General features: G+C 43.4%; 16 protein-coding genes and 1 pseudogene. 6 read left to right on the top strand and 11 right to left on the bottom strand.

Going from position 1 to position 25,231, the window contains the following annotated elements; all coding sequences use genetic code 11:
- The first annotated feature begins 41 nt into the window (after positions 1-41).
- Entirely contained in the window at positions 42-4,295 is a 4,254-nt protein-coding gene (locus tag AAGA18_11675) for a DUF5060 domain-containing protein (GenBank protein ID MEM9445995.1), read from the top strand.
- A 1,409-nt stretch (positions 4,296-5,704) separates the two neighbouring features.
- Here the strand turns inward: AAGA18_11675 and AAGA18_11670 are convergent.
- The gene (locus AAGA18_11670) at positions 5,705-6,370 is read right to left on the bottom strand and encodes a hypothetical protein (GenBank protein MEM9445994.1); all 666 of its coding nucleotides are present in this window, start codon (positions 6,368-6,370) and stop codon (positions 5,705-5,707) included.
- Between the two features lie 745 nt (positions 6,371-7,115).
- On the opposite strand from AAGA18_11670, the gene AAGA18_11665 reads away from it, so the two are divergent.
- The gene (locus tag AAGA18_11665) at positions 7,116-7,850 is read left to right on the top strand and encodes a DUF1080 domain-containing protein (protein MEM9445993.1); all 735 of its coding nucleotides are present in this window, start codon (positions 7,116-7,118) and stop codon (positions 7,848-7,850) included.
- Between the two features lie 58 nt (positions 7,851-7,908).
- Here AAGA18_11665 and AAGA18_11660 read toward each other — a convergent pair whose 3' ends face one another.
- From AAGA18_11660 to coaE, 7 genes and pseudogenes are all read right to left on the bottom strand, one after another.
- On the bottom strand, positions 7,909-10,269 hold the full coding sequence (locus tag AAGA18_11660) for a cation:proton antiporter (GenBank protein MEM9445992.1): 2,361 nt from the start codon (positions 10,267-10,269) through the stop codon (positions 7,909-7,911).
- Between the two features lie 29 nt (positions 10,270-10,298).
- Positions 10,299-12,062 carry a phosphoenolpyruvate--protein phosphotransferase gene (gene ptsP, locus AAGA18_11655; GenBank protein ID MEM9445991.1) on the bottom strand — a complete coding sequence of 588 codons (1,764 nt, stop codon included), beginning with the start codon at positions 12,060-12,062 and terminating at the stop codon, positions 10,299-10,301.
- A 48-nt stretch (positions 12,063-12,110) separates the two neighbouring features.
- Positions 12,111-12,416, bottom strand: coding sequence for an HPr family phosphocarrier protein (locus tag AAGA18_11650; protein ID MEM9445990.1), 306 nt, complete (start codon positions 12,414-12,416; stop codon positions 12,111-12,113).
- 10 nt (positions 12,417-12,426) lie between these two features.
- The gene (gene hprK / locus AAGA18_11645; GenBank protein MEM9445989.1) at positions 12,427-13,395 is read right to left on the bottom strand and encodes an HPr(Ser) kinase/phosphatase; all 969 of its coding nucleotides are present in this window, start codon (positions 13,393-13,395) and stop codon (positions 12,427-12,429) included.
- Between the two features lie 16 nt (positions 13,396-13,411).
- Positions 13,412-14,383: a UDP-glucose 4-epimerase GalE gene (gene galE / locus AAGA18_11640; protein ID MEM9445988.1), complete on the bottom strand. Its 972-nt coding sequence runs from the start codon at positions 14,381-14,383 to the stop codon at positions 13,412-13,414.
- A 22-nt stretch (positions 14,384-14,405) separates the two neighbouring features.
- Positions 14,406-15,668 (bottom strand): annotated as a pseudogene (gene rho / locus AAGA18_11635) (transcription termination factor Rho).
- Positions 15,669-16,082: 414 nt separating this feature from the next.
- Positions 16,083-16,700 carry a dephospho-CoA kinase gene (gene coaE, locus AAGA18_11630; protein ID MEM9445987.1) on the bottom strand — a complete coding sequence of 206 codons (618 nt, stop codon included), beginning with the start codon at positions 16,698-16,700 and terminating at the stop codon, positions 16,083-16,085.
- A gap of 66 nt (positions 16,701-16,766) precedes the next feature.
- Between coaE and AAGA18_11625 the strand changes: the two genes are divergently transcribed.
- The 3 genes from AAGA18_11625 to AAGA18_11615 all read left to right on the top strand — a co-directional run bounded on the left by AAGA18_11625 (position 16,767) and on the right by AAGA18_11615 (position 20,388).
- A complete protein-coding gene (locus AAGA18_11625; protein ID MEM9445986.1) occupies positions 16,767-17,963 on the top strand; it encodes a glycosyltransferase family 4 protein in 1,197 nt (398 codons plus the stop codon).
- 39 nt (positions 17,964-18,002) lie between these two features.
- Complete coding sequence (locus AAGA18_11620) at positions 18,003-19,499, top strand: PrsW family glutamic-type intramembrane protease (GenBank protein MEM9445985.1); 1,497 nt, start codon at positions 18,003-18,005, stop codon at positions 19,497-19,499.
- Between the two features lie 70 nt (positions 19,500-19,569).
- Positions 19,570-20,388 (top strand): chlorite dismutase family protein, encoded by an 819-nt coding sequence (locus AAGA18_11615; GenBank protein MEM9445984.1) that lies wholly within the window; start codon positions 19,570-19,572, stop codon positions 20,386-20,388.
- 54 nt (positions 20,389-20,442) lie between these two features.
- On the opposite strand, the gene AAGA18_11610 is transcribed toward AAGA18_11615, so the two are convergent.
- The 3 genes from AAGA18_11610 to AAGA18_11600 all read right to left on the bottom strand — a co-directional run bounded on the left by AAGA18_11610 (position 20,443) and on the right by AAGA18_11600 (position 23,983).
- A complete protein-coding gene (locus AAGA18_11610) occupies positions 20,443-21,195 on the bottom strand; it encodes a hypothetical protein (GenBank protein MEM9445983.1) in 753 nt (250 codons plus the stop codon).
- A 75-nt stretch (positions 21,196-21,270) separates the two neighbouring features.
- Entirely contained in the window at positions 21,271-22,527 is a 1,257-nt protein-coding gene (locus AAGA18_11605) for a 4-hydroxy-3-methylbut-2-enyl diphosphate reductase (protein MEM9445982.1), read from the bottom strand.
- 49 nt (positions 22,528-22,576) lie between these two features.
- Positions 22,577-23,983 carry a sigma-54 dependent transcriptional regulator gene (locus AAGA18_11600; GenBank protein ID MEM9445981.1) on the bottom strand — a complete coding sequence of 469 codons (1,407 nt, stop codon included), beginning with the start codon at positions 23,981-23,983 and terminating at the stop codon, positions 22,577-22,579.
- A 319-nt stretch (positions 23,984-24,302) separates the two neighbouring features.
- Here AAGA18_11600 and amrB point away from each other — a divergent pair, with 319 nt between their 5' ends.
- The gene (amrB, locus tag AAGA18_11595; protein MEM9445980.1) at positions 24,303-25,223 is read left to right on the top strand and encodes an AmmeMemoRadiSam system protein B; all 921 of its coding nucleotides are present in this window, start codon (positions 24,303-24,305) and stop codon (positions 25,221-25,223) included.
- Positions 25,224-25,231: the final 8 nt, after the last annotated feature.

Here is a 25,231-nt window from a genome sequence, read left to right as displayed (position 1 = left end):
TAAGTTTTTGCCGATTTACTAGAAAGGTATATGTAGAGTTTATGAAACTAAACGCAATTGTTATTATTCGGTTCATAGCCGTTTCTTTGGCCATAGAAACCCATTCAGCCTGGGCACAGAGTTATCAGTTCGAGGAATCAGAGGGTCTGGTCATTATGGAAATGGAAAGTACACTATCTCCGTATGGTGAATGGATCCTCAACACGACTACAGACTCCGCCAATACAACTGGCGAAGGTTCATTAGAATTTGCAGGAGATAGTCCAATCGGTCAACCTAACCCCACCAGTCCACTGGAGTACACATTTAAAATCAATCAAGGGGGCATTTACTTCCTCCATCTTCATTGTGCAAAATTAGATCAATTCGACGAAGATGGAGTATTTAGGACGGATATAGCAAATGATTGTTTTGTCCGTGTTGACGGTGATTATGATGCTAGAAATCCCGATCCTAAAGATGTTCCTGAGACTAAGAAAAATGGAAAAGTTGTATATGATGATCAGTATCATCTAGGAGATGCTCCTTTAAGTATGTTACAAAGCGATACGAAGTATTTTGGCGGTAAGAACAATCAATTTGACTGGGTAGACGGAACCAGGTTAGACCCAGGAGGTCATGATAACAAACGGGTCGCCGTTTATGACTTTAAATCCGGAGAGGTTTACAAGCTAGTAGTTCATGGACGTTCAGCGGACTATAAAATTAATCGTCTGATGTTTCGACATAAAAACGTAAAGCGGAAAGTTGCGGAAGACTTAAGCAATCCTGAAACACTAGCTCAGCCTGTTGGACCAGTGTATGTGAAAGGAGAACTCAAACGCTGGCACAAGGTTACCTTGGAGCTCGACGGACCTTCAACCGGTGAAATGGCTTCTCCTAACCCATTTACAGATTACCGAATGTCGGTCACTTTCACTCACACTAATAGCGGCTTGAGCTATAAAGTTCCCGGTTATTTTGCTGCTGATGGCAGCGCCGCCAACACATCAGCTACCAGTGGGAACAAATGGCACGCTCATCTATCCCCTGACGAAATTGGCCAATGGAATTATGAGATCAGCTTCCGAGAAGGAACGGATGTGGCTATCGATTCCGCTGCAATAGCTGGAAGTGCTGTAGTTCCCTATGACGGACTCACAGGTTCTTTCACAGTAGAAGAAACAGATAAAAGCGAGCCTGACTTCCGAGCCAGAGGACGTCTTACTTATGTTAACAAACATCATTTAAAGTTTGCGGGTAGCGGCAAATACTTCATAAAGGCAGGAGCCGATGCCCCTGAAAATCTATTTGCTTATAATGACATTGATGACACTCCTAATGATCCCAAAGTAAACCCCAATTTGCGCAAATCATGGGTTCCACATGCGGAGGACTACGATGCAACTGACGCATCGGGTTATACTTGGACAGATGCTGAAACAGGTGAACTTCAAGGGACTGAGCTCCTTGGAGCACTTCGCTACTTAAGTGAGATTGAAGGCCTCAATTCCTTTTCATTTCTTACCTTCAGCCTAGATGGAGATGATGACAATGTGTTTCCTCATCTATTAAGGAGCGATGTAGCAGGTTATGAATCCATCGAGGACGATCCAGCTGGATCTGAAGGCGGTGAATTGCCCACGACTGGACGTTGGGCAGACCCTACCCACGGTGTCCACCACGATCGGTTCGATATATCTAAGATGGCACAGTGGGGCAAAATTATGTCTTACGCAGGCAAGAAAGGCCTTTTCATGGATATTAAAACTCAAGAAAACGAGAATGACCGTAAAATGGATGGCGGAGACTTGGGCCGAGAGCGAAAGCTCTATTACCGTGAATTAATTGCTCGTTTCGGTCATCACTTAGGTCTGCAGTGGAACTTGGGCGAGGAAAGTGATATTCACCGCAATGACGAACTCGCAGATAAAAACCAAACCCGGGTCAAAGCATACACGCAATATTTCAAAGACAATGACCCTTACAACCATCTTGTCGCCATACATTCTTATCCTAATGAAAAGGAGAAAAAAGCGGTTTATAAACGCCTTTTAGGGAGTAAATCACAGTTGACAGGTGCGTCTCTACAGGCAGGCCAAGCTGATTTTTCTGACGTCTTCGATGAAGTTAAAAGTTGGGTAGACCAGTCTGCGGATGCAGGAAAACCCTGGGTCGTTTTTTGCGATGAACCAGGAGATGCCAGTTCAGCTTTAAGACCTGATTCAAATCCAGGAGGTGGAAGCGAAGAGGACCCCATTAACTCCCATGAGAACGGTCGCAAAGATGCGCTTTGGGGATCTGTCATGGCAGGAGGTGCCGGCACTAACTTTTACTTTGGCTATGAATATGATCATTCCGATCTAACCTGTCAGGACTGGCGTAGCCGCGACAATTTTTGGGATTATTGCAGATATATGTTACAGCTATTTGAAAACTACAACATTCCTTTTCAGGATATGACTAGTGATAATTCTTTGACCAGCAATCTTGATAGTTGGTGCTTGGCCAAGCCTGGTGATACCTACCTAATTTACCTCAGAAACGGTGGCACTACCACTATAGACCTTTCAGATGTCAGTGGTACTTATAACGTCAGTTGGTATGATCCCCGCAATGGTGGTGCACTGCAGCAGACTTCTACTGCCCAAGTCAATGGCGGAAATATCCGTAACCTTAAAAAAGCACCTAGCAAGACTAGTCAAGACTGGGTCATCCTCCTTCAAAATGCAGATAATCCTTCCAATCCTTATATGCTCGATGCAACCGCAGATTTCCCCAATATCACGGCAGGAGCAATTCCTTACTATAGAGACAATTCTCAAAACGCCCTTGCTATTGATGCAGCAAATAAAGGATACCGCGGACCTTTTGCTCGAGCAACTGCTACATTTGCAGGTGTGAGCGATGTCTATCAAGTAACCATCAATACTATAGGCGAAGAGGATGGGGATTGCTTATATAGATTTTATGTCGATGGCACCCTTATCGGCGAGGTGACGAATGATCCAACATCTGAGGCATTCGAACCGCAAGTTCACATCATTGCCACCAGTGTTGAAATCCCCGTCGGAGCTATCCTGGCAGTAGAATCCAACGCAGTAACTAATGGTCTTATTCCAGAAGGGGATGGAACAGCGTGGGCCAGAGGCCGCTGGACTGGCCTGTCTTTTGAACCAACTGACATTGTCACACCCCCTTCTGTGGAATCTTTTACCCTCATTAACGCAACCACCAATGAACCTGTTCCCGGTTTCGATCCTATTCCTGATAATGCAATCATTAATACCAATGAGATTGGGACTACTAGCTTGAATATTCGCGCGAACACCTTTCCCAATTCGGATTTTGGTAGTGTCATCTTTAGCCTCACAGGATCTACCAATCAAGATCAAGTGGAAAGTGGTTACCCATGGGCACTATTTCTTGACAACGGTGGAAATGACTCAGGTGCATCCTTCAATAATGGCCTTCACAGTCTTATAGCCACACCCTTTAACCAAGATGATGGACTAGGCAGCGCAGGCGACGCTTTTTCTCTACAATTTACCGTAACGGATGAAGATCCCTTACCACCCATCAGCGTGGACTCTATCAGCTTCACGAATATAGATGGTTATAATACTGTCACGGATGATGTCGTTATAGACACATACCTTGCTGGAACAGCAGATCTCCACATCCGCGCTAACACCACTCCCGCCGAGGACTTCGGCACAGTTACCTTTGAACTTTCTGGGGCTGCCTCTGTGACAAGAACAGATGGAGACTATACATGGAATTTCAAAGCAAAGAATCACCTTCCTGATAAAAAGTTCAACAATGGCCAATATACCCTTACCATTACACCTTACGATACTGAGGGTGTCGCCGGCACCTCGCTAACCGTGAATATCACAGTGGAGAGCAGCGCTCCCCAAACTCCATATCAACTTTGGGAAGATGAGAATGGTTTACCAACAAACTCTGGTGACTTAGATACCGACAATGATGGTTACAACAATAAATATGAATTCCTCTTTGGCTTGGATCCCAATAACTCTCTCAACCCGAGGCAACAAACTAGCTATATGGACGAAGACGGATTCATATTTAAGACTTATACTCGCCGTCAAGATGAATCCATTACTTACACGGTCGAAATCTCATCAGAGCTTACCCCAGATTCTTGGACAACCTTGGGTGATAAACAGTACGAAGTGACTAGTGGTCCAGTTGGTAATGGTGATGGAACCGAAACTCTTACCATTAAGTACAACACAGCCTTGGCAGATATTGGAGACAAATTATTCATCAATATTAAGGCCACTGAATAAACTACGAGAATTTTGTAATAGTAGTAGTAGTAGAAACCATGGGGCGGCAGGTACATCCTGCCGCTCTTTTTTTGCACTTATAGCATTTTAGAATTACCGGAACATACCGAAGTGGAAGAGATTTCCTACAAAGTTTCACACATCTGGAGACTAAAGTACCTCTGATCGGTAAAAGTCATTTTTTAGATCTTTAAAAAGCTATCGAAGGCTCTTTGAACTTTGAATCACCTCCGAGATGATATTACTTCCAGGTCTCATTGCCTTATTCTATAAAATGAGTTGTCATATTGAAAAGATATTCGACCAAATCAAAACCAAACTTGGAGAGAAAAAAGCGTGGGCTACCCAGCAAGGCTACCAAAGAAATGCAAGCGTACTTCATGTGCTTAGCTCATCATGCTATGTTTCTTTACGAATATCACATCAGAGAAAAACACAACATCGATTACACTGCTGAAAACAAAGATAGAGAAAAACGACATCGTAAAAGAAAAGTGGCTTTTCTTTTTGAAAGATTATTCCCATTCAGAGATTTATACTTTGGGCTCTTTGCTACCCAAAGAAGCCTGAAATTCATTAGCTTTAAGATCCTCCCTACAATCTCAGGCTTGTGAAAATCAAACTTTGCCTCGCCTAGCTACCTTACACCAAAGCTTATAACTCTATTCTTTGTACATGCGAATTCACATCTGAAACGCAGCACCAGCTTCCAGTCTTGGGTGAAAGAATTGCCTTGGACTGAGTTATTGTGCTTATACAACATAAGCATCTCACTCTCACTGAAAGAGGAATTATCGGCTATTTAAAGAAGGATGGCTTCTCTCTAATATTTGTTTATCTGTGGACCCTTTTTGTGTCTTCCCCTAGAGCTCCTCCGATCAAATCTGAGGGTGACATGGGGGACAGTCAGAGTGGTGATGAAAGGGTAAATAATCGAAAAGTGACGTAAAGAGCGTAAGGTCCCTTTCTTTACCCCACGACACCCTACACTCTAAGCCCCTGCAGAGATCTGTGTAGTCTCCTGGTATTTGGATCCATGTTGATATCAAGAAACCGATCCACCGGAAAAATCTATGAATACTTCATCATCTCCTGGATAGCATAGGATTAATCTCTCCTGTATACCCTTTTTGCTGTAGCGAGTATTTACCGGCAAAACGCTTATTGCCCGCTTTCTAACTAATCCTTGTGACTCGAAATTTTCAGCATCTCGTCCAGCTTCTATTACATCATTCTGGATCAAAAGGTGAATCATATTTGAAGGAGAGTAGGATATAAAATGAAGCCGACTGATCTAGTTTTAGGCTAATCTTGTCCTCTACTCGAAAGAGCCTAAAGAAACGAAGTAGTAACATAGTCTCTAATTCTTAGCGGAAACCAGAAACTGTATAAAAGAAGCAGTTTCTCTATTAAAGATAATCTTGCCACCAGCCTTCGATACGAGTCCAATCGACATCAAACCAATAAATCGCGGTTGACCCTGCTGTTGTTGACACTAAATAATTGCCCATGGTGGCAGGACCTCCACTATCTCCGCTGTCAGTTCCAACTTCGTTCTTATAATTTTTATCATAAATGTATCGTATCCTGTTTGGTGACCAAAAAACGTCTACTTCATTTCGACCGCCGCGCCAAATACCAAAGCCACCGACCCCTCTGCCTCGATTACCACTTAAGCTCGTTTGTCCGGATCTTCCCCTTCCTATTTTTTGGAAGCGGTCACCTACTTTAAGATCGGATGCTCTGGGAGCAACGCGACCAGATGGCAGTTTCTTACCAACTCGATAAAGCCGAGCATCAGAAACAGGATGAACCACATTTTTGGTGACTTTATATGTTTTACCATCTTGGTTAATTGAATTTTTTGCCCCACAGTGTCTTGCACTAGCAATCCATTTTTTTTGAACTTTGACGGCCGAACAACCGCCCACGCCGATCTTCCATGTTTTATTTTGTGCGAAGGCTTGTGCCTTCGATTCACTGTATTTATCCGAATCCCATACAATAGCTTGTAGCCAGCTTGTCCATTGGATCGCGATGTAAGCGGTAAATAGGACCGCGTAGTATTTTCCCATTTGTAGTCTCCTTTATGAGTTTAGGTAACCTATAGTTTCTACAATTAGTAGTAAGACTTTATAGATTTTAAAATGTTTACGTTTGACTAGATGCTACAACACCTTTGGAGAAATGCGAATGGTTTGTTTATTTTAAAACTGGATGATGCAGAGGCTGAAAATCCGTTTCCACAATCACCAGAATAGAGCTGGCGAATTTAGTAAATGTATTATTTTAAAATATCGTAATTCAGCAGTTTAAAAATCCCAAGCATAAGCAGATAGAGGACTACCGTGACCAGACAAGCGAGGCCTAGAGAAAGCATAAATGAAAAACGAGCAAGAAACCAGGGCAGTGTGAGGAATAGTCCTAATGAAGGAAGCACAAACCAAAAGACCTGGATGGAAAAGTTCGATATCTTCTGAATGTCGTGAGTGTCCGAGTAAATCCAGATCATAGAGATAATGGAAATCAAAGGGAGAGACGCTAAGAGAGATCCCCAGAATCCAAAGCGCTGCGTCATCTCTGAGATACCGATAATTAAAACAAGACTCAAGAGGATCTTTAATAGATAAGGCATTTTATATATGGAGCAGATTAACAGAAAAAGCTCAATAATTAATTGATAACATATCTCATTCTTAAAGTCTTTCTATTTTAAGGCCGTATAATGCCTGAGAGACCTAGAGATTTAGTCAAAAAAATGTTGCTGGTTGAGCTTTATCCGTGAGGAGCTCTTTGCTAGAGTAAAGAGAGTTCCAAGATATGAAAACAGTCATTGCTTACTGGTTACTTTTATTGACGAGCTGCACCCTGCTGTTGGCTGAAGAGGCATCTGAGGAGCTTCTAAGCAAGGGGGATTTTTCAAAGTTTAAGGCGGAAACGACTAGTGGGTGGGAATTTACCAATGAGGTAAAAGCCGTTTCAGGGGAAAAAGCATTAGCCTATGAAGCAACTGACGAAGGTCCTATACTGGTTAATGGAAAGACCAAGCAAAAAGCTAGTTATCTCTTTACTAAAAAAGAATATCGTGATTTACGCATTGAATTAGAGTTCATGGTGCCCAAGGGCTCTAACTCCGGTGTTTATGTTATGGGACGCTATGAAATTCAAATCCTTGATAGTTATGGTAAAAAGGAACCAAAATTTTCTGGCCTGGGCGGTTTATATCAACGATGGAAAACAGAGGGACCGAAGGAACAAAGAGGGTTTGAAGGTGTTGCTCCGAAGGTCAATGCAGCTAAAGCACCCGGCCAATGGCAAATTCTAGAGATAACTTTTAAGGCACCGCGGTTTGATTCGTCTGGTAAAAAAATAGGGCCAGCTCAATTTATAGAAGTGCTTGTAAATGGAGAGTTAGTGCATGAAAACCAGGCTGCCTTAGGACCTACCCGATCCGCACAATTCACTGATGAAAAAAAAACCGGCCCAGTAGTCATTCAAGGAGATCATGGCCCGCTAGCCATCAGAAAATTAACCATTACGCCACTTAGTCTTTAACCCGGTTGATGCCATAGAGACTTCATGATTTATTCAACTTCTATTACATCATCCGGGTTTACACTTTGGCTTTTGCATCCTCCAGCATCCAGCGGTTGAGCTCTGATATCTCGCTAGGGGCACCGATGACTAAGAGTTCATCACCAGGTAAGAGTATTTGTTCTCCTGAAAGCTTTTTAATCATCTCTTCCCCTCTAGCTAAGCCCACAATTTGAACTCCAAACTTCCTGGGCAAAGCCAAGTCAGCAAGTTTTGCTCGGCACCAGGAGGACTTTTCATCAATGGTGACATGTTCCAAAATCATATCTTCAAAGTTCGCCTTTGATATCTCAGTGACACGACGTTTTTTCAGATAATCTCTTGCTTCTCCTACTGCCTCTGCTTTACCGAGTAGAAGCAGTCTGTCGTTTGGATAAAGCCTAGTATCTTGTCTGGGGTTCCCTATGAGAAAACCTTGGCGTTCAATGCCAATGACTGTGACATTAAAGTTACGTCTTATATGTAAATCCTCTAAACTTTTACCGGCTAAGCGAGTGCGCTCAGGGATTTCAACTTCTAAGATTTCAAGTCCCCAAGATTCGTGCTCATCTAAGAGTCTTGGTAATTTCTCGGTGTGATCAAGGCTATCAGGTGCAATGGCCTCCTTAAGGGCATATTCGAGCTTGCTATGCCAAAAAATCAAACGACTTCTGAAAAATAAAAACCAAGCAATTCCAAAAAAAGCGAGCACTAAGATACTTTCCATGGAGAATGTTGGAATAGGCAGAATAGCCCACAGCCAAATAATGGTTACTCCGAGACAGATCATCTTCATGGTGTTCTCTACCATACGCCTGCGAGAGAGGGTTTCTTTTTTGGAAAAGAGCATTTCGCTATAAATCATGGTTAGGGCATCAATATTCCTCCATAAGGCAAATAAAGGAGCTGAAACTAACGCGATGATGCAGGTCCAGAAAATAACAGGTGTTCCGTGTACAAGTAAAATGTGCTCACCAAACTTTTCTTCAATTAAGCTTAATAGTGGTCTTGAGAAGACTAAAATAGCAGAAACACTTAGCACTTCTCTCATGATTTGAAAAATGCGTTTTTTGCTTAGTTGCCAAATCTTACTTTGTGAGCGAAGTTGACCAATTTTTTCCAAGGACTCATGGTAAGCACTTAGAAATCTACGCCAGAATTTGGGTGAACGATTTTGCATCCACACGCTCATACCATCCGAGTGTTTAAAAATAAAAGGTGCGACCACAGCTGTGACTAGAGAAACACCCACAGCGAGCGCATAGAATTCAGAAGTCAGCTTACCGCCTTTCAGGCCAATCTCAGCCATCACGAATGAAAATTCACCCACAGGAGTTACGAGTAAGCCTGTGCGAATTGCTTCATTCATCTTTACCCCCGAAACCATCAATCCCGTGCTGTAAGCCATGCATCTAAGTGCTAGAGTAAGAAAGGAAAAGAGGAGAATGAGCTTCCAAGATTCTAGTAGAACCTCTACTTCAATCATCATTCCAATTGCACAGAAGAAAATAGCGCCCAACACATAAGTGCTTCCACCAAGAAGTCGCTCGATTTGCCTTTTAGCAGAGGTATCCGCGACAATCGCTCCAAGAATAAAAGACCCGAGTGCCAAGGGATAACCCGCTCTAACGGCAACAATGGCAAAGACAAATACCAGAGCGATCATAAGGTTGGTAAATAATTCCCGATCCAAACGGGTTTCAAAGAATGCAAGAATTCGGGGAATGAAGACTAGGCCCAGTAATAATATGAGTGTCAAAAAAAGCAGTAACGTACCGACAACAGATAAGACTGAACCTACCTCAACACTGGAAAATTGAATATAAGAGGCAAGTAGTGTCATCAAGATGACAACCATGGCATCTTCATTGATAACAACCCCTAGGGCGTATTGAGCAGAGCGTTCGTGGGAGATCCCCTTTTCACCAAGTAGTTTACAAATAATTGCCGAACTACTAATCATAAACATGGCTCCGATAAAAATCGAGATATCTTGATTCCATCCTAAAGCTTTACTGACACTATAGAAGGCAAGAAAAAGGACCAACCCAGCAATAATATTGGCCAATATCAGCTTAAGTCCGACACGCCTGGCTCGACGAATACTGAAACCTAGACCAATCCAGAACATGAGGAAAACAAGGCCTATTTGTGCTAAAGCATCAATTCGCTCCTGGTCATCGATGAGAGTGGTACCAAAGGAATTAGGACCAATCACAATACCGGCAAGAATGTAGCCTACGACTGAAGACAAACCAATCTTTTGAAAGAGCCAACCACTCAAGCCAGCTGCCAAAAGCAGTATTGCCAAACTTTGAACGAGGTCATTAGCTGAAGATGCTGTAGCGAGCTGCATAGAATTCATGATACCGGGAAAGGCTACCATAAGGGGGGCATCCATTTTTGGAAATGACTTTTAGCGCTAAATAACTATTCCAATAATTCTGGATAATTCTGAGAAGCAATTTCTTCAAGACAGTCCTGTATTTCTTGCGCAGTATTTTTCTTTTCGATTTCCAAGACAAATGCACTCATCTCTTTATAACTCAGAGATTGGACGGCCTTCTTCACTCGAGGAATAAAGATAGAACCCATACTTAGCTCGTCTACACCTAGGCCGAGGAGTAAGGGCGTCAGAATGACCTCACCAGCCATTTCGCCACAGACACCTACCCATTTGTTGTGTTCATGTGCGACATCTACCGTGCGACGAATGAGTTGGATAATAGAAGGGTGACAAGGCTGATAAAGGTTTGCCACTTTTTCATTCGTTCGATCTATCGCTAGCGTATACTGAATCAAATCATTTGTTCCGATGCTAAAAAATTCTACTTCATTGACGATCCTATCAAGGGTGAGCGCCAGAGAGGGAACTTCTACCATCACTCCAAGTTCTACTTCTTTAGAATAAGGCAACCCACTGGCTTCGAGCTCTTGGTAACATTCTTGAAGAAGCTCCTTGCTCTTCATGAGCTCTTCATAAGTGGCTATCATAGGGAACATCATGCGGATAGCTTTGCCTCCCCCGGCACGCAAGATAGCCTTCATTTGCGTTTTAAAAACATCCACCCGCTCCAAAAGATAACGTATAGCTCGCCAACCCAAGAACGGATTGAGGTCGTCACTAATATCCGCCTCCTCAAGTAATTTATCTCCACCCACATCAAGTGTGCGGATAATAGCCGGGTAAGGCAGTGAAGCCTCGACCACTTTTCTATACATTTCCAATTGCTCTTCTTCTTCTGGCAAAACAACACGATTGAGAAATAAGAACTCTGAGCGGTAAAGTCCTATTCCCTCAGCACCGGTTTCAGCCAATAGTGCTAGATCATCCGGCAATTCTACATTGGCCGATACAATGATTCTCCTGTTATCCTTGGTAACCGCTTGAGATTCCTTTAGGGCAGTGAGTTGTTCATCGACTTCGTGACGTCTTTCCTCAATTTTCCCGTATACAAAATCCGTTTCCTGCAAAGGATGAATGATCAGCATTCCTTCATAACCATCGATAATAGCTGGAATATTAGAATCAATAAAATTCGAGACATCCTTAAGGCCTACCACAGCGGGGATATTCATAGACCGTGCCATGATGGCGGTATGCGAAGTCTTACTGCCCAGATCCGTGGCAAATCCTACGATAAATTTACGATCCAAAACCGCGGTATCAGACGGAGTTAAATCATGAGCAACAACAATAGTTGGCTTGGTTAATTTTAGACGCTTGGCGGAATCTAAGCCCAGCAAGTTATTCAAGACTCTACGACCTACATCCAAAATGTCTGAAGCTCTCTCTTGTAAATAAGGGTCATCCACTTCTTTCATGCTTTGGGCAAATGATTGAGTAAGATGATGGTAGATATACTCAACGCAGAGTTTTCTCATGTAAAGCTGCTTCTTTACAGCTTCCAAGATGGAATTATCCTCGACCACTAGTAGGTGCGCGTCAAAGATGCTGGCATCCTTTTCACCTAGGGAATGAGATAGATGCTCTTTGATCTCCTGAATTTGCTCACGTGTTTTTACTAAAGCGACCTCTAAGCGGGCAAGTTCATTGGGGATATCCGCCTCCTCTACAGGCGTGGGTGGGATTCTTTGCTCTTCGCGATCAATGACTAAAATTTCAGCGTGTCCAACTCCGGGGGCTACAGGGATTCCCGAAAACCGTCTTTCACTTTTCTCATCTTGCTCCACAATTTAAAATCTATATTCAAATCCACGAAAGGATTGCGAGCTTTTGAACTAATCTTCATCAAACTTTCGCTCAACGAGTTCATGCAACTCATTTAATGCATCTTCAGCCCCGTCGCCAATAGCTGAGACTTTCAATACCGAACCGCAGCCAGCAGCCAACATCATGAGCCCCATGATGCTTTTCCCATTAACCTCCTCATTATCTTTTTCTACCCAAATTTCACCAGAAAATTTATTTGCTGCTCGAACAAACATTGCAGCTGGCCTAGCATGTAAGCCCAACTTATTCTGTACTTCCATTTCCTTAACCACCCTGTCGTTCTCAGATTCTTGTTTTCTTGCCAAAGCACCCATCCTATTCGATTTACCTTTTCTGCATTTTGCTCACTAAGCGATCATTAAATTCGTTGGCCGCAAACTGTCCCATAAGCTTAAGCTTCTGGTCGAGAGCTGCCACTTCTACCAGTCCGGCTAAGTCTCTACCCGGCCGAACAGGTATTGTGACATGCGGAACTTTTATTTGCAAGATCTCGTAGTACTTTTGATCCAGTCCTATACGGTCAACCTCCTCAAGCCTATCCCATTCAATCAGCGTGACAACTAAATCTAGCTGTTTTTTGTAACGAATACTGCTTGCTCCAAAAATACTGGCAACATTTATAATGCCTATACCGCGAACTTCAATGTAATGTCTGGTCAGTTCTGCGGAAGTTCCCATTAAATCTCGACCTTCGATTAAACGAAATCTAGTGATGTCATCGGAAACAAGTGAATACCCGCGTTCGATGAGGCCGAGAACGCACTCACTCTTACCTATACCACTCTCTCCGCGGATAAGTGCTCCGACTCCATGAATATCTACCATGCTGCCATGCTCTGAAGCTGTCGGGGCGAAATCACTTTCCAAGCAAATGGTTACAGCATTTACTAAACGCATCGTCTTGATGGGAGAAATAAAGAGTGGTACACCGGAATGCTCTGCAGCATCAAGTAAATCTTGAGGAGGTTTAATATTGCGACTTATGATGATGCAGGGGATTTTATGGGCCAAGATGCTGCGAATTCTCTCTTTTCTGGTTCTGGCAGAAAGTGACCGGATATAAGCCATTTCGCTGCTGCCGATGAGTTGAACGCGTCGATTGGCAAAATATTTGAAAAAACCAGTCAAGGCCAGCCCTAGCCTATTGACTGAGCCTTCACTAATGACTCGATCCATGCCCCGACTCCCCGCTGCGAGTTTCAAGCTCAACGCTCCGGCATGACCAGAGTAAAACTGGCCTACCGTGATGGAGGAGCTTGCAACCGTTTTGCTTTTTTTAGTGACGCGAGCCATAGGAAAAAAGATCCGTCTAATCTTTGTAGCCTTCCGGATTTAATTTATGCCAGTTCCAAGCGCTGGTTACAATCTCCTTAAGCCCGGCATGTTTAGGACTCCAATGAAGCTCATTTTTGATCTTCCTGGGGTCTGCCACCAAGCGAGGAGGATCCCCTTCTCTAGCAGGCATCATTTCAGCAGGAATTGCATGCCCTGTAACCTCACGACACATCTCTATGACCTCCATGACAGAATAACCATTTCCGGTGCCCACATTAAAGTGCCCCGACTCTGTTTGGTCAAGAGCTGCAATATGAGCTGATGCTAGGTCTATGAGATGTATATAGTCCCTGATACAAGTGCCATCGGGCGTATCATATTGATCTCCAAAGATAAAAACCTTTTCCATCTGCCCCAGGGCCACCTTGAGAACGTTAGGGATAAGATGGGTTTCAATACGGTGGTGCTCACCAAACTTAACTGAGGCACCAGCAGCGTTAAAGTAACGCAATGCGGTAAAAGCAAGACCATGCACCTTTTGATACCACCGTAAAATTTGCTCAAAGGCCAATTTGGAATGACCATAAGGATTAATAGGATGTTGAGGGTTTGACTCATCAATGGGAACGTTAAGAGGAACACCATAAGTAGCGCAGGTAGATGAAAAGACGATCCGCTTGCACCCATACTGGACAAGCGCCTCGAGCAGATTAGTTCCACCATAGACATTCGTCTGATAATATAGGTAGGGATTTGCCATGGACTCCCCAACTAGGGCTTTACCGGCAAAGTGGATAGCGGCATCAGGTTTGTAAGAATTGACCACCTCCTTGACTGAATCTAAGCGGTGTAAATCCCCCTGGACAAATTTTGCGCGATCGTCCACCGCCGAACGATGTCCTTCCGAGAGGTTATCAAACACACAGACTTCATGGCCGGCATTTAAAACTTCTTCGACGCATACACTACCAATGTAGCCAGCGCCCCCCGTAACAAATACCTTCATTCAGTCTCAGACTAAGTAGTTATTAGTCCTTCAGATTCATTGCCAATAAGAATTCGGCATTGCTACGAGTCTTTTTGATGCGATCTAGTAGGAGCTCCATACCCTCTACAGATGGCAATGAGGTAAAGGCCTTGCGCAGCACATGAATTCTAGGCATCTCGTCGCGATGGTAGAGAATCTCCTCTTTACGAGTTCCAGACTTCGAAATATTAATGGCAGGATAAACACGCTTGTTTACAAGATCACGATCCAGGTGAATTTCCATATTACCTGTGCCTTTAAATTCTTCGAAGATGACTTCATCCATCTTACTACCAGTTTCCACTAATGCGGTTGCGAGTATGGTAAGGCTCCCCCCCTCTTCAAGGTTACGGGCTGCGGCAAAAAAGCGCCTAGGTTTATGTAAGGCATTAGCATCAACACCACCAGAAAGGATCTTTCCACTATGTGGTTGCAGCGTATTGTACGCACGGGCAAGACGAGTAATGCTGTCCAACAGTATGATAACATCTGTTCCCCGTTCGGCTAGGCGCTTGGCACGTTCAATGACCATCTCTGCTACTTGCACATGACGCTCAGCATGTTCATCAAATGTGGAGCTAATTACCTCTCCTTTTACGGAGCGAGACATATCCGTTACTTCTTCAGGACGCTCGTCAATCAATAAGACGATGAGGTGCGCGTTGGGGTTATTATCGGTAATAGCATTGGCAATCTTTTGCATCAATACAGTCTTTCCGGTGCGAGGAGGTGCTACGATCAAACCCCGTTGGCCAAAGCCAATAGGGGTAATCAAATCCATAGCTCGCATCGCAGGATCTGATTTTTGAGAATTTTCAAGAACAATGCGACGGTTAGGAAACAAAGGAGTTAAGTTATCAAAGTGAATGACACTCTTTGCTTTGGAAGGCTCTTCCCCTTCAAGTTTATCCATTGCCACTAGAGCAAAGTAGCGTTCCTTATCACGCGGAGGACGAATCTCTCCCCCAATGAGATCTCCTTTCTTCAAACCATGACGTCTAATTTGTGATGGCGAAACGTAGATGTCTTCAGGACAAGGTGTATAATTGTAGGCTGCTAAGCGCAGGAATCCATATGAGTCGGGGAGAATTTCTAAAACACCCTCACCAAATAGTCTACCATTGCGCTCGGCATTGCGCTTCATGATGGCAAAGATCAACTCATGTTTGCGAAGTGTCCCGACATTCTCAACGTTGAAGTCCTTAGCATATTCGTGAAGATCTTGGATATGCTTCTTCTGCAAGTCATTGAAGTGAAGGTCAATACCTGGAGGCGGCGGGGGCAAAGGCTCACCATTCTCATCAACTCCTGTGCCTTCTGGTGGTAAAATTTCATCATAGGCCATGTCGTTGTAATGATCATCACTTCCACCGCCTGAACCATTACCGCGTTGCTTATTGCTGAAGTTACGGCGGTTATTGTTGTTACGGCGGTTGTTGTTACGACCCCGGTTACGGTTGGCTTGCTTCTTTGATTCGGTACTTGCTTCCTCCACTTTCTTACGATCCTTTTCTTTATCTTGTTCTTTATCTTGGGAAACATCTTTCTTAGCTGAAGCATCAGGGGCACTGGAAACAGCGACCTTTGCCTCACTTGCTACTTCAGATTTTGTTTTTGTTGTCAGATGACTACCTTCTTCTGCCATAAGCTATCCTTTGATTTTTGGGGGGCTTCTATCTCATGCGCGAGAGAGCCAACTGCTATTGAGCTGCTCTGTCTGCATTTTCAATAACTCCAGACTGCCAATATTCCAAATGACTTTATCACTTTGTTTCATTTTTTCAGTGACTGACCACTGAGCTTCAATCCTTAAATGTGCCTCTTCTTTCGAAAGTCCTCTATCCATTAAGCGCGTGATCTGAATCTCAAGTGGGCACGCAACGCATCCGATGGAATCAAACCACTCATTCATTCCTGTTTCAAACATCAGTGGAATCACAACCACGGCAGGACCTGAATGATCTTCCGCTTCATGCCTAGCAAATTGGTCTATCCATTTTGCTCGGACAAGCGGATGTAGAATCGAGTTAAGTAACTTTCTTTTATCAGAATTCTTAAATACTATTTTACCCAATGCAACTCGATCAATGGATCTATTCTGTTTTAGTATCTTTACCCCAAATACGTCAACCACATTTTTATAGCCCTCTTTCCCTATCTCACACAAATCACGTGCAATCACATCCGTATCAATAATTTTCCAGCCTTTATCACTCAGGAAACCAGCGACTGTTGACTTACCGGCAGCAATACCCCCCGTCAGCCCAAATCTTTTTATTTTTCTCAGATGATTCACGGTTCTATTATTCTTTTCAGAAAGGCATTGTGCCTCGTTCATCTCTAGAGATAATGTCTACTGTTCATGAAGATTGTTTTAATTAATAGCACCTTCTGGCCTGTTGTTGGGGGAGCCGAACTGATTATGCGCCAATTAGCGGAATTGCTGACTAGGAATAATCATACCGTAAAAGTTGTAACGGGGATAGGAAAAAGTAGTTCCCATGATTATCAACTCGAGTTACTACCTGAACTTTCCCCCTCTTACCCCAAAAACTTAAAAACAAAACGTGCTGTAGATCAAGGACAAACAGACCATCATTATTCTGATTTTACCACGGAATTACTGGAAGCTCTGCAACCCTATTACCTTTGGGCAGACATCGTCCTATGCCATGGAAACTTTACCACTCATTTTAATTTAGCACTGACAGAAGCCTTAAGAAAGCTTGCCAAAACAAGAAGGACGCTGGTTTGGGTCCATGATTTCACTGCAAAAAACATGGACTACTCACTTCCCAACCCTACCAAACATCCATGGGCCATGATGCATACCAAGCATGAGGATGTCACTTACATCGCCCCGTCTAGGTTCAGGCAAAGGGAAATTGCTGAGACTTACCATATCCCGGAAAAAGACATTCCCGTCGTCCCAAATGGCATCGATCTTCATCGTGTTTTTGGACTTACATCAGAGTTTTCAAATTGGCTCAGTGAGCAAAAATTTATTGAGCGTGATCTTATATTTTTCCTCCCAGCACGCCTTCTGCAGCGAAAAAATATCGACATGACCATCATATATCTCAATGCGATTAAGACAGAGCTTCAAATCAACCCCATGCTTATCATATCAGGTATCCCCGGCCAACCCGGTGATAACAATGAGTCTTATGTGAAATATCTTGAGCACCTCATCTCTGATCAGTTTCAGCTTTCCGGTCATGTTTTTATTCTCAACCAGTGCCTTAAAACCTCTGAAGCTATCTGGCAGAACTGTTTACAAATAGCCGACGTGATTTTTTTCCTCTCTCGGTATGAAGCCTTTGGCCTTCCATATTATGAGGCAGCTCTTAGAAAAATTCCTTGCTGGGCTATTGAAAATGAAGCGATTGCGCAAGAACTTAAAGCAAATACTCTATGCCTAACAAATGAAGGAGATGCTATAGCTGCCGCTAAGAAGCTCCTTGCATCTTCTAAACATACATTGAGTAAAAAAATTATGAGAGAAAACAACTGGGATACTATTTATCACCAAAGCATTGAGCCTCTGCTGAAAAATTAAAAGGTACTCCAAAATCATTTTCTCCGAAATATCTCTCCTATGAATAAGTGGCAAAGTTGGATTTATTACCGTACTCGAGAAGATTCTTTTCTTTATAAAACCTGCTTTGGTATCCTTCTGGGGTCTGGATTACTAGGATTTATACTGAGCCACTTTTCAACACCTCAAATCGGTCTACCGCCTGAGGCCACCGTCAACCAGCCTGGTGATTTACTGGTTATTGCCTCCCAATTGCCCTCTGACTTATTACCTCAATATTTAGAAACCGTTGAGCAAGAGGCTTTCACGTCCGAACAAAAAACTCTTTTCCGGCTCTATACGGAAAGTCGTCTCAACCCCCAAGATAACCGGCCTGTGGAAAAAATTAAAACCCTTACAGAAAACTACCCTCCCGTGCTCAATAGTTTTTTAACTCTTGGTTTGGTTTATGAAAACCGAGTGGAATATCTGCTGGCTGCACAAGCTTTTGAAAAGGAAAATAAGCTAAGCCCGTATCCCTATTTAAGAGAGAAAGCTTTACATGCCTACCTTGTAGCCAAGAGCTATCAAGATCTGGACCGTCTAAAAGCAGATGAAGACTACAAAGCATTATTCGATTTGAATTTTGCGTACGACTACGCTGTTAAAAAGCAAGATTGGCTTTCCGTGATCAAACTCCAAATTCCCTGGGACTACCAGGACTATGATCTGGACCATATGGTTATATCGTGCATCGGTGGTGCTATATGGTTACTGCTTTGCTTTCAATGGTCTCAAGTTGCTTCAGAAAATAAAACGCAAACCTCGCTATTACTGGTAGGCGTTTGCTTGGGATTTCTCGCTGCTCAGATCAGTCTATTGACGCATACTTGGCAAACAGAAGTACTAGGCCTAAATGGCTCGGGGGACCTTCCAAGTTCCCTGGTCTATTCTTTTGCGGGGATTGGCTTACGAGAAGAGCTTATCAAGTTACTATGTTTTCTTCCTTTACTTGCCTTCTTACTCCGGGAGCAAAGACAACTCACAACTCTGTTCGTAGCAGCTGGCGTTGGTCTGGGCTTTGCCATCGAAGAAAATTTCCGATACTTCTCAGATCTAGGAACAGGAACAAGCGCACAACGCTCACTGATGTCCAATTTTTTTCATATGACAACAACAGGTCTTGTAGGGCTCTCCCTCTATAGAGCGCAGAAGCGAATTCACTCACTAGACCATTTTTTCTATGTTCTGACGAGTGTGATACTGGTTCATGGGCTTTACGATTCGTTGCTCTCTGTGCCCGAATTCGCGGAATTCTCGATGATCAGTGCTACCGTCTTTATCTTTTTATCCTTCTATTTTTTCTCTGAAATTCACGATCTCCGCGAACAACGACGAGATGTCCTGGCTTTCAAAGGCAGCTTCTTTATAGGGTTCTCTCTGCTCGTTGGTATCACTTTTATTTGGTTGGCTTGGAAATCAGGTGTGCATAAAGCTTTTCTCATCTTGGGAAGCAGCATCCTCTCATCAGGTATTATTTTGCTGATGTTTGCTCGAGAGTTCAAAGAAGATTCCTAAAGTCCGTTACAAGTGGATAAAGGGCTATTGGTCTTGCCAAGATGATCATTCAAGACCAGTTTAGAAACCCATGACTAGTGAATCGAACCGCATCATAGCCAAAGTAGGATGGAACGTTCTCCATCAGATATACGAAATCGACTACGCCTCCTGGGAGGAACTTGATTACTCTCAGGAAGAACACTTGACCTCCTTCAAGCAACTTGTTTCCGATTTTCGCGGTCAAGAGGACTGCCAGCTTCTTCTCTACAGCATCATCGGAAGGTCCGACTTCGGTTTCCTAGCCGCAGCTCCTGACTTACATCAAATCGATAAGCTTGAAAAACAATTTAACCAGGTGCTAGGAACGAGTGTGCTGAGTCGCGAATACAGCTTCTTATCACTAACAGAAGAATCCGAATACACGACAACTGATGAGGAATGGGGGAAAACGCTAGAAAAGGAAAAAGGACTCACACCTGGAACACCCGAGTTCGCACTTGCCATGCAAGACTTCACGGATCGTATGGCTAAGTATCGCCATGACCGTATCTACCCAAAATTTACGGATTGGAAAAGCATCTGCTTTTACCCCATGGCTAAACGCCGCAACTCCGAGCAAAATTGGTATGGCCTAAGCTATGATGAACGCCGCAAGCTGATGGCGGGGCATGCGAAAGTTGGCCGAACTTACGCAGGGCGGGTAAAGCAACTGATTACCGGCTCTACCGGCATTAGCGACTGGGAATGGGGCGTTACTCTTTTTTCCAACACCATTGACGAGTTCAAATCCATCATCTACGAAATGAGATTCGATGAAGTTAGCTACCAGTATGCTGAGTTTGGTCCCTTCTATGTAGGCATCCTCATGGAGCCAGATGAATTACTCAGTCGATTGGATCTAAGCTAGAGCGTTTTCTCTGAATTGAAAATTCATTGAAACACGCTAATAACTCATGATGGGCTATTTCGTATTCGCTTTTCTGAGAAGGTCATCGAGCTCTAGCTTTTTGCCTTCCAGGATTTTTCTATCCGCCGCAGACACGGATTTATCACGCAATTGGGTGCGAACTTTATTCCGTTCCGCTATAATCTGATCCTTGGTCATATTAGACGGATAGCCAGAGGAGCTAAGCATTTTATTACCAACTGTGCTCGTCTTGGCTTGGCCTTGTTGACTGACGGAAGCAGCCAATTTTTGAGCATTGATTTGTTCCTGAATATTTTTTGCGTAAGCGTCAGCCTGAGCTTTGTTATATCCAAAAAGCTCACGAATTTCCGATGGTAGATCTCCAATTTGAATTGATTTTGCACCGGTGGCATCTCGGTACGTTAAAGCCATCGGGTTTAAATCTGTAATGCTCTTGGTATCAATTACTTTACCCGAAGGTAAGGTTAGCTTATCCCGTTGTTTACGAATCTCCTCCAACTTAATGGCCCACTTCAGCTCCTCACGCTGCCCTTTGATATTCTCAATCACTATAGGGTCTGACAAATTCACACCCAAAATCTTCAAGTCTTCATCTTTAATCTGTCCCAACTTAATATTATGAACACCCTTAGAGTTCATAATTTTGACGTGTGAGTTGTTAATGTTACTGACAGAAAAATTGCTATAGGAATTGCCATCTAGCGTTTGCAGCTTTTCAGGCACAGCCATGAGGCTTAAAGGAAACAGGGACGATAATAAGACAACTAAGCAAACTCTTCTATTCATAAACACTCCTTAATCGATAGCTTATTGTAAATGTAACTTATAGTACAAAATGACAAATGATGAAACTCCAAATTTTTAGCGAGCAGATTCAGGTAATAACTCTAGAACGTTGACCCCACGAAACTCATAGAGGTGCCTAATCGTGTCTTCTATTACATTGCTTGGACAAGACGCACCGGCTGTAATACCAACAGTGACTTCTCCATCCGGAAGCCAGTTCTCACTTTCTTCTTCTTCATTCGTATGTTGATTGAAGTGAGATATTTTCTGCTCTGAAATCATCTTCGTATAATTTTTGATGAAATAAGTAGGTAGAACTTGTTCTCCCATTTCAGCAAGGTGGGAAGTGTTGCTACTGTTGTAGCCCCCTACGACAATAAGAAGATCCATTTCCTCCTTAAGCATTTCCTTCAAAGCATCTTGTCTTTCTTGGGTGGCTCCACAAATCGTATCGAACGAACGAAAATGGCTTTCTACCGCAGTTTCTCCATAACGATCCACGATAGACTTCCGGATACGCTTTTGCACCTCAAGGGTATCATTTTTCATCATAGTCGTTTGATTAGCTACGCCAACTGCCTGGAGGTGCTCGTCCGGATCGAAGCCTGGCGAATAAGCGCCTTTAAAGCGTTCTAAAAACTCTTCTTTGCTTCCCCCTTGACGTATATATTCGCAAATATAGTCCGTCTCCTCAAGAGTCAGGACAATCAGATAATGACCATAACCTTCCTCACTCAGGGCCCTTGATGCCGTGGCTTTGGTTTCCTCATGCCAGGCTTTTCCGTGGATAATAGAGGTAATTTTCTCCCTATTGTATTGGCGAACTCGCTTCCATACGCTCATGACATCTCCACAAGTGGTATCCACAATCATACACTGCTTAGCTTCTGCCTCTCGCATCGTCTCAACAGGAGCGCCGAAGGCTGGAACAATCACCACATCGTCTTCCTTGAGCTCTGAGAGATCATAACCATTTTCTCCTTCGAGAAGTGTGGTAATACCCATTTCTTTTAGTTGTTCATTCACTTCTGGATTGTGAATAATCTCTCCTAGCAGATAAATGGGTTTATCTTTAAAAGTCTTAGCGGCTGCATAAGCGAGATCGATGGCTCTTTCCACTCCATAACAAAAACCAAAAGCTTTGGCTAATTTGACAGTCAAACCATTTGCTGAGATCCCTTTACCCGAGAACCTAATGTAGTCCACTACTTTGCTTCGGTAGTCCTCGTTGACCTGAGCTTTTACGACATTCATCACCTCCGGGGTACGGAGATTAACTCTTTTACGCTTCGGTTTCTTCGGTTTAGGGGCAGCTGAAGTTATTTCTGGCATCGATATATATTAGGTGCAAGAGATATTTAGTCAACTTTTCCTGGAAGTTCTAGTCAAAAGTCTCTTTGCCAACATCATCTAGTGATTTGCCTTCCTCACGGTAGTGCGCCAGTTTATTGCGTATGGTTCGGAGGCTAATACCTAGTTTTTTAGCGGCATAGGTTCGATTGCCCCTATATTTCTCCAATGCTTTTCTGACCATGAAGTACTCTAATTCCTCCAATGTCATGACCTGTTCAAAATCCAAATCCCCTTCATCTTCATCCACTGACTGGCTCAAAGACAAATCCGTTCCTTTAAGGGCTTTTTTATCTGGAGCTAAAATGACTGATCTTTCCATAGTATTTTGCAGCTCTCGCACATTTCCTGGCCAGGAATGGTCCAATATCCTTTTTTTTGCTGCTTCGCTGAAACCTAAGATCCTCTTGCCATGTTTAAGACAAAAGCGGCTAAGAAAGTACCCAGCTAGTAGCAAGACATCTTCCCCACGTTGCCGAAGCGGGGGAATCTCAATGGGAACTACATTTAAGCGATAGTAGAGATCCTCTCGAAATCTTCTGTCTCTAACCTCTTCCTTCAGATCTCGATTGGTCGTCGCCAGAATTCGAACATCGACTTTAATACTTTTGGTGCCACCCACTCTTTCAAACTCTTGTTCTTGTAAGACACGAAGTAATTTGACCTGCAACTCAGGAGGTATTTCTGTGATCTCATCAAGCATCAGTGTACCAGTATGAGCTAATTCAAAACGCCCTAACCTTTGCTTATCAGCTCCGGTAAAGGCACCCCTCTCATGGCCAAAGAATTCCGTTTCTAAAAGATTTGCTGGAACTGCGGCACAATTTACTTTGATAAAAGGCTTATCTGAGCGGGGACTAGAAGCGCACAAAGCCCGAGAGATCACTTCTTTACCAACACCACTCTCGCCTTGAATAAGCACCGTGGTATCCGTTGGACCAATTTTTAAAGTCAAACTTCTCAGTTGCTGCATCACATGACTCTCACCCCATACGACATCCTCTAGGCGAGATTCCACTAGCTCCTGCCTGAGGCTTTCATTCTCGCGCTCCAGTCTGGTGAAGGCATCTAGCCGGTCGAGAGCCAAATCAAGGCGTGTATGGTTGATGGGCTTTGTCAAATAGTCAAATACGCCGATACGTATCGCCTCTACAGCAGAATCAAGCGTCCCGAAACCAGTGATCACAATGAGATATAGGTCAGGGTATTTCTGGCGTGTCTTCTCTAAAAATTCTAGCCCATTACCATCCTGCATCTGTAAATCACAGAGGACTAAATCAAAGGAGTCGTTTAGCAAAGACTCTTCCGCTTGTAATAAGCTGCCTACTGCTAATACCGTATGGCCTTTGTCGCTAAGGATGTCTCGAAGAACTCCCCTAACCCCACTATCATCATCCACTACCAAAATGTGCCGGGCTGTTTGGTTAACTTTGACCATTGTTAAAAAGCAAGCCTAAATGATCCCGCAGGATGCTATAGAGAGTTAAAGATCTGTGCGAAATCTTGGTCGCAAGAAACGCCGAAGCACCTTGAAGTATGACATTTGGATACATTCTCCTGGACTCACTTGTGCCCGTGGTTCAAGCTGTTAGACATCTCCTTTAACTTCCATTGCATCATTGAGAGTTACTAATAGTTTTATTACTAACAGAATTCCAAGAGTATTTCTAGGCAATATTTTCCTAGATCCTCTGCGTAGCATTTCAGCCTTTTGTAAGGATGCCAATTCCGCTATTTTTTGACACGTGGCAGAGGCAATGGAATTACCTTCAAAACATCACCACACTTCCTACCCGGAAGATCCTGAAAAAATCTTACAAAAATTTGCAGGGTATCTACGCAGGTTTCCTGCAAGCTCAAAGCTCAAGACATATGAACAGGCTGATTTCCTAATTGTACCCCATATTGATTTTCGGGTAAATCTCTCGATCTACGCTCAAATTTATAATCTACTTATTGGACGGAGTCGTTTTCCTTCTACTTTTGTTATCCTCGGGGTAGGACATCGCTGTCCTGCAGAATATAGCTGCTGTCCATTTACGTTTAGTACCCCGCTGGGCGAAGTCTCCACCCACATGGGTTTATGGAAGGAACTCGAGGAATCCTCTGCTGAGCCTATTGCTTTTTATCCTGAAACTTTTGAAGGAGAACACTCGCTTGAGTATGTCATCGTATGGCTACAAGTCATTCGTGAACTATTTTACCCGGAGCAAACTTTTCAAGTCCTGCCTATCCTAATGGGTGGACTCCATCAACACATACACTATGGAATCATTCCCTCATCCAAAGACCCTTTTACAGAATTTGGTACTAACCTAAAAGAAGCGGTTACCCGTCATATCAATTCGCCTGACGAGGTTTGCTGGATTGCAAGCATTGATGGTTGTCATGTTGGTCCTCGATTCCAACACAGCTTTTCGGGCAATAGGGTAACTCAGCAGGCTGTTAAAACTTGGGAATCTCACCTTTGGCAAGTTTGTGAAAGCAACTTATTAAGCACGTTTTTCTCTCACTTGAGTTCTATCGACAACATGTTTTACTTTGATGGAGTCGGGGTGCTTACCTTACTTCTTCAGCATTTTAATCTAAGAGCCATCACTGATAGCTACGAGTTATGGTACCAAGATTATGACCAATCTTTTGTATCTTTCACTGGAGGCATCATGACCAGGGCTTAAGAACTCTA

This window comes from Verrucomicrobiota bacterium (assembly GCA_039192515.1).
GTDB lineage: Bacteria > Verrucomicrobiota > Verrucomicrobiia > Methylacidiphilales > JBCCWR01 > JBCCWR01.
Note: the sequence above shows the minus strand (reverse complement) of the source record. Positions and strands in the feature narration are given on the sequence as shown.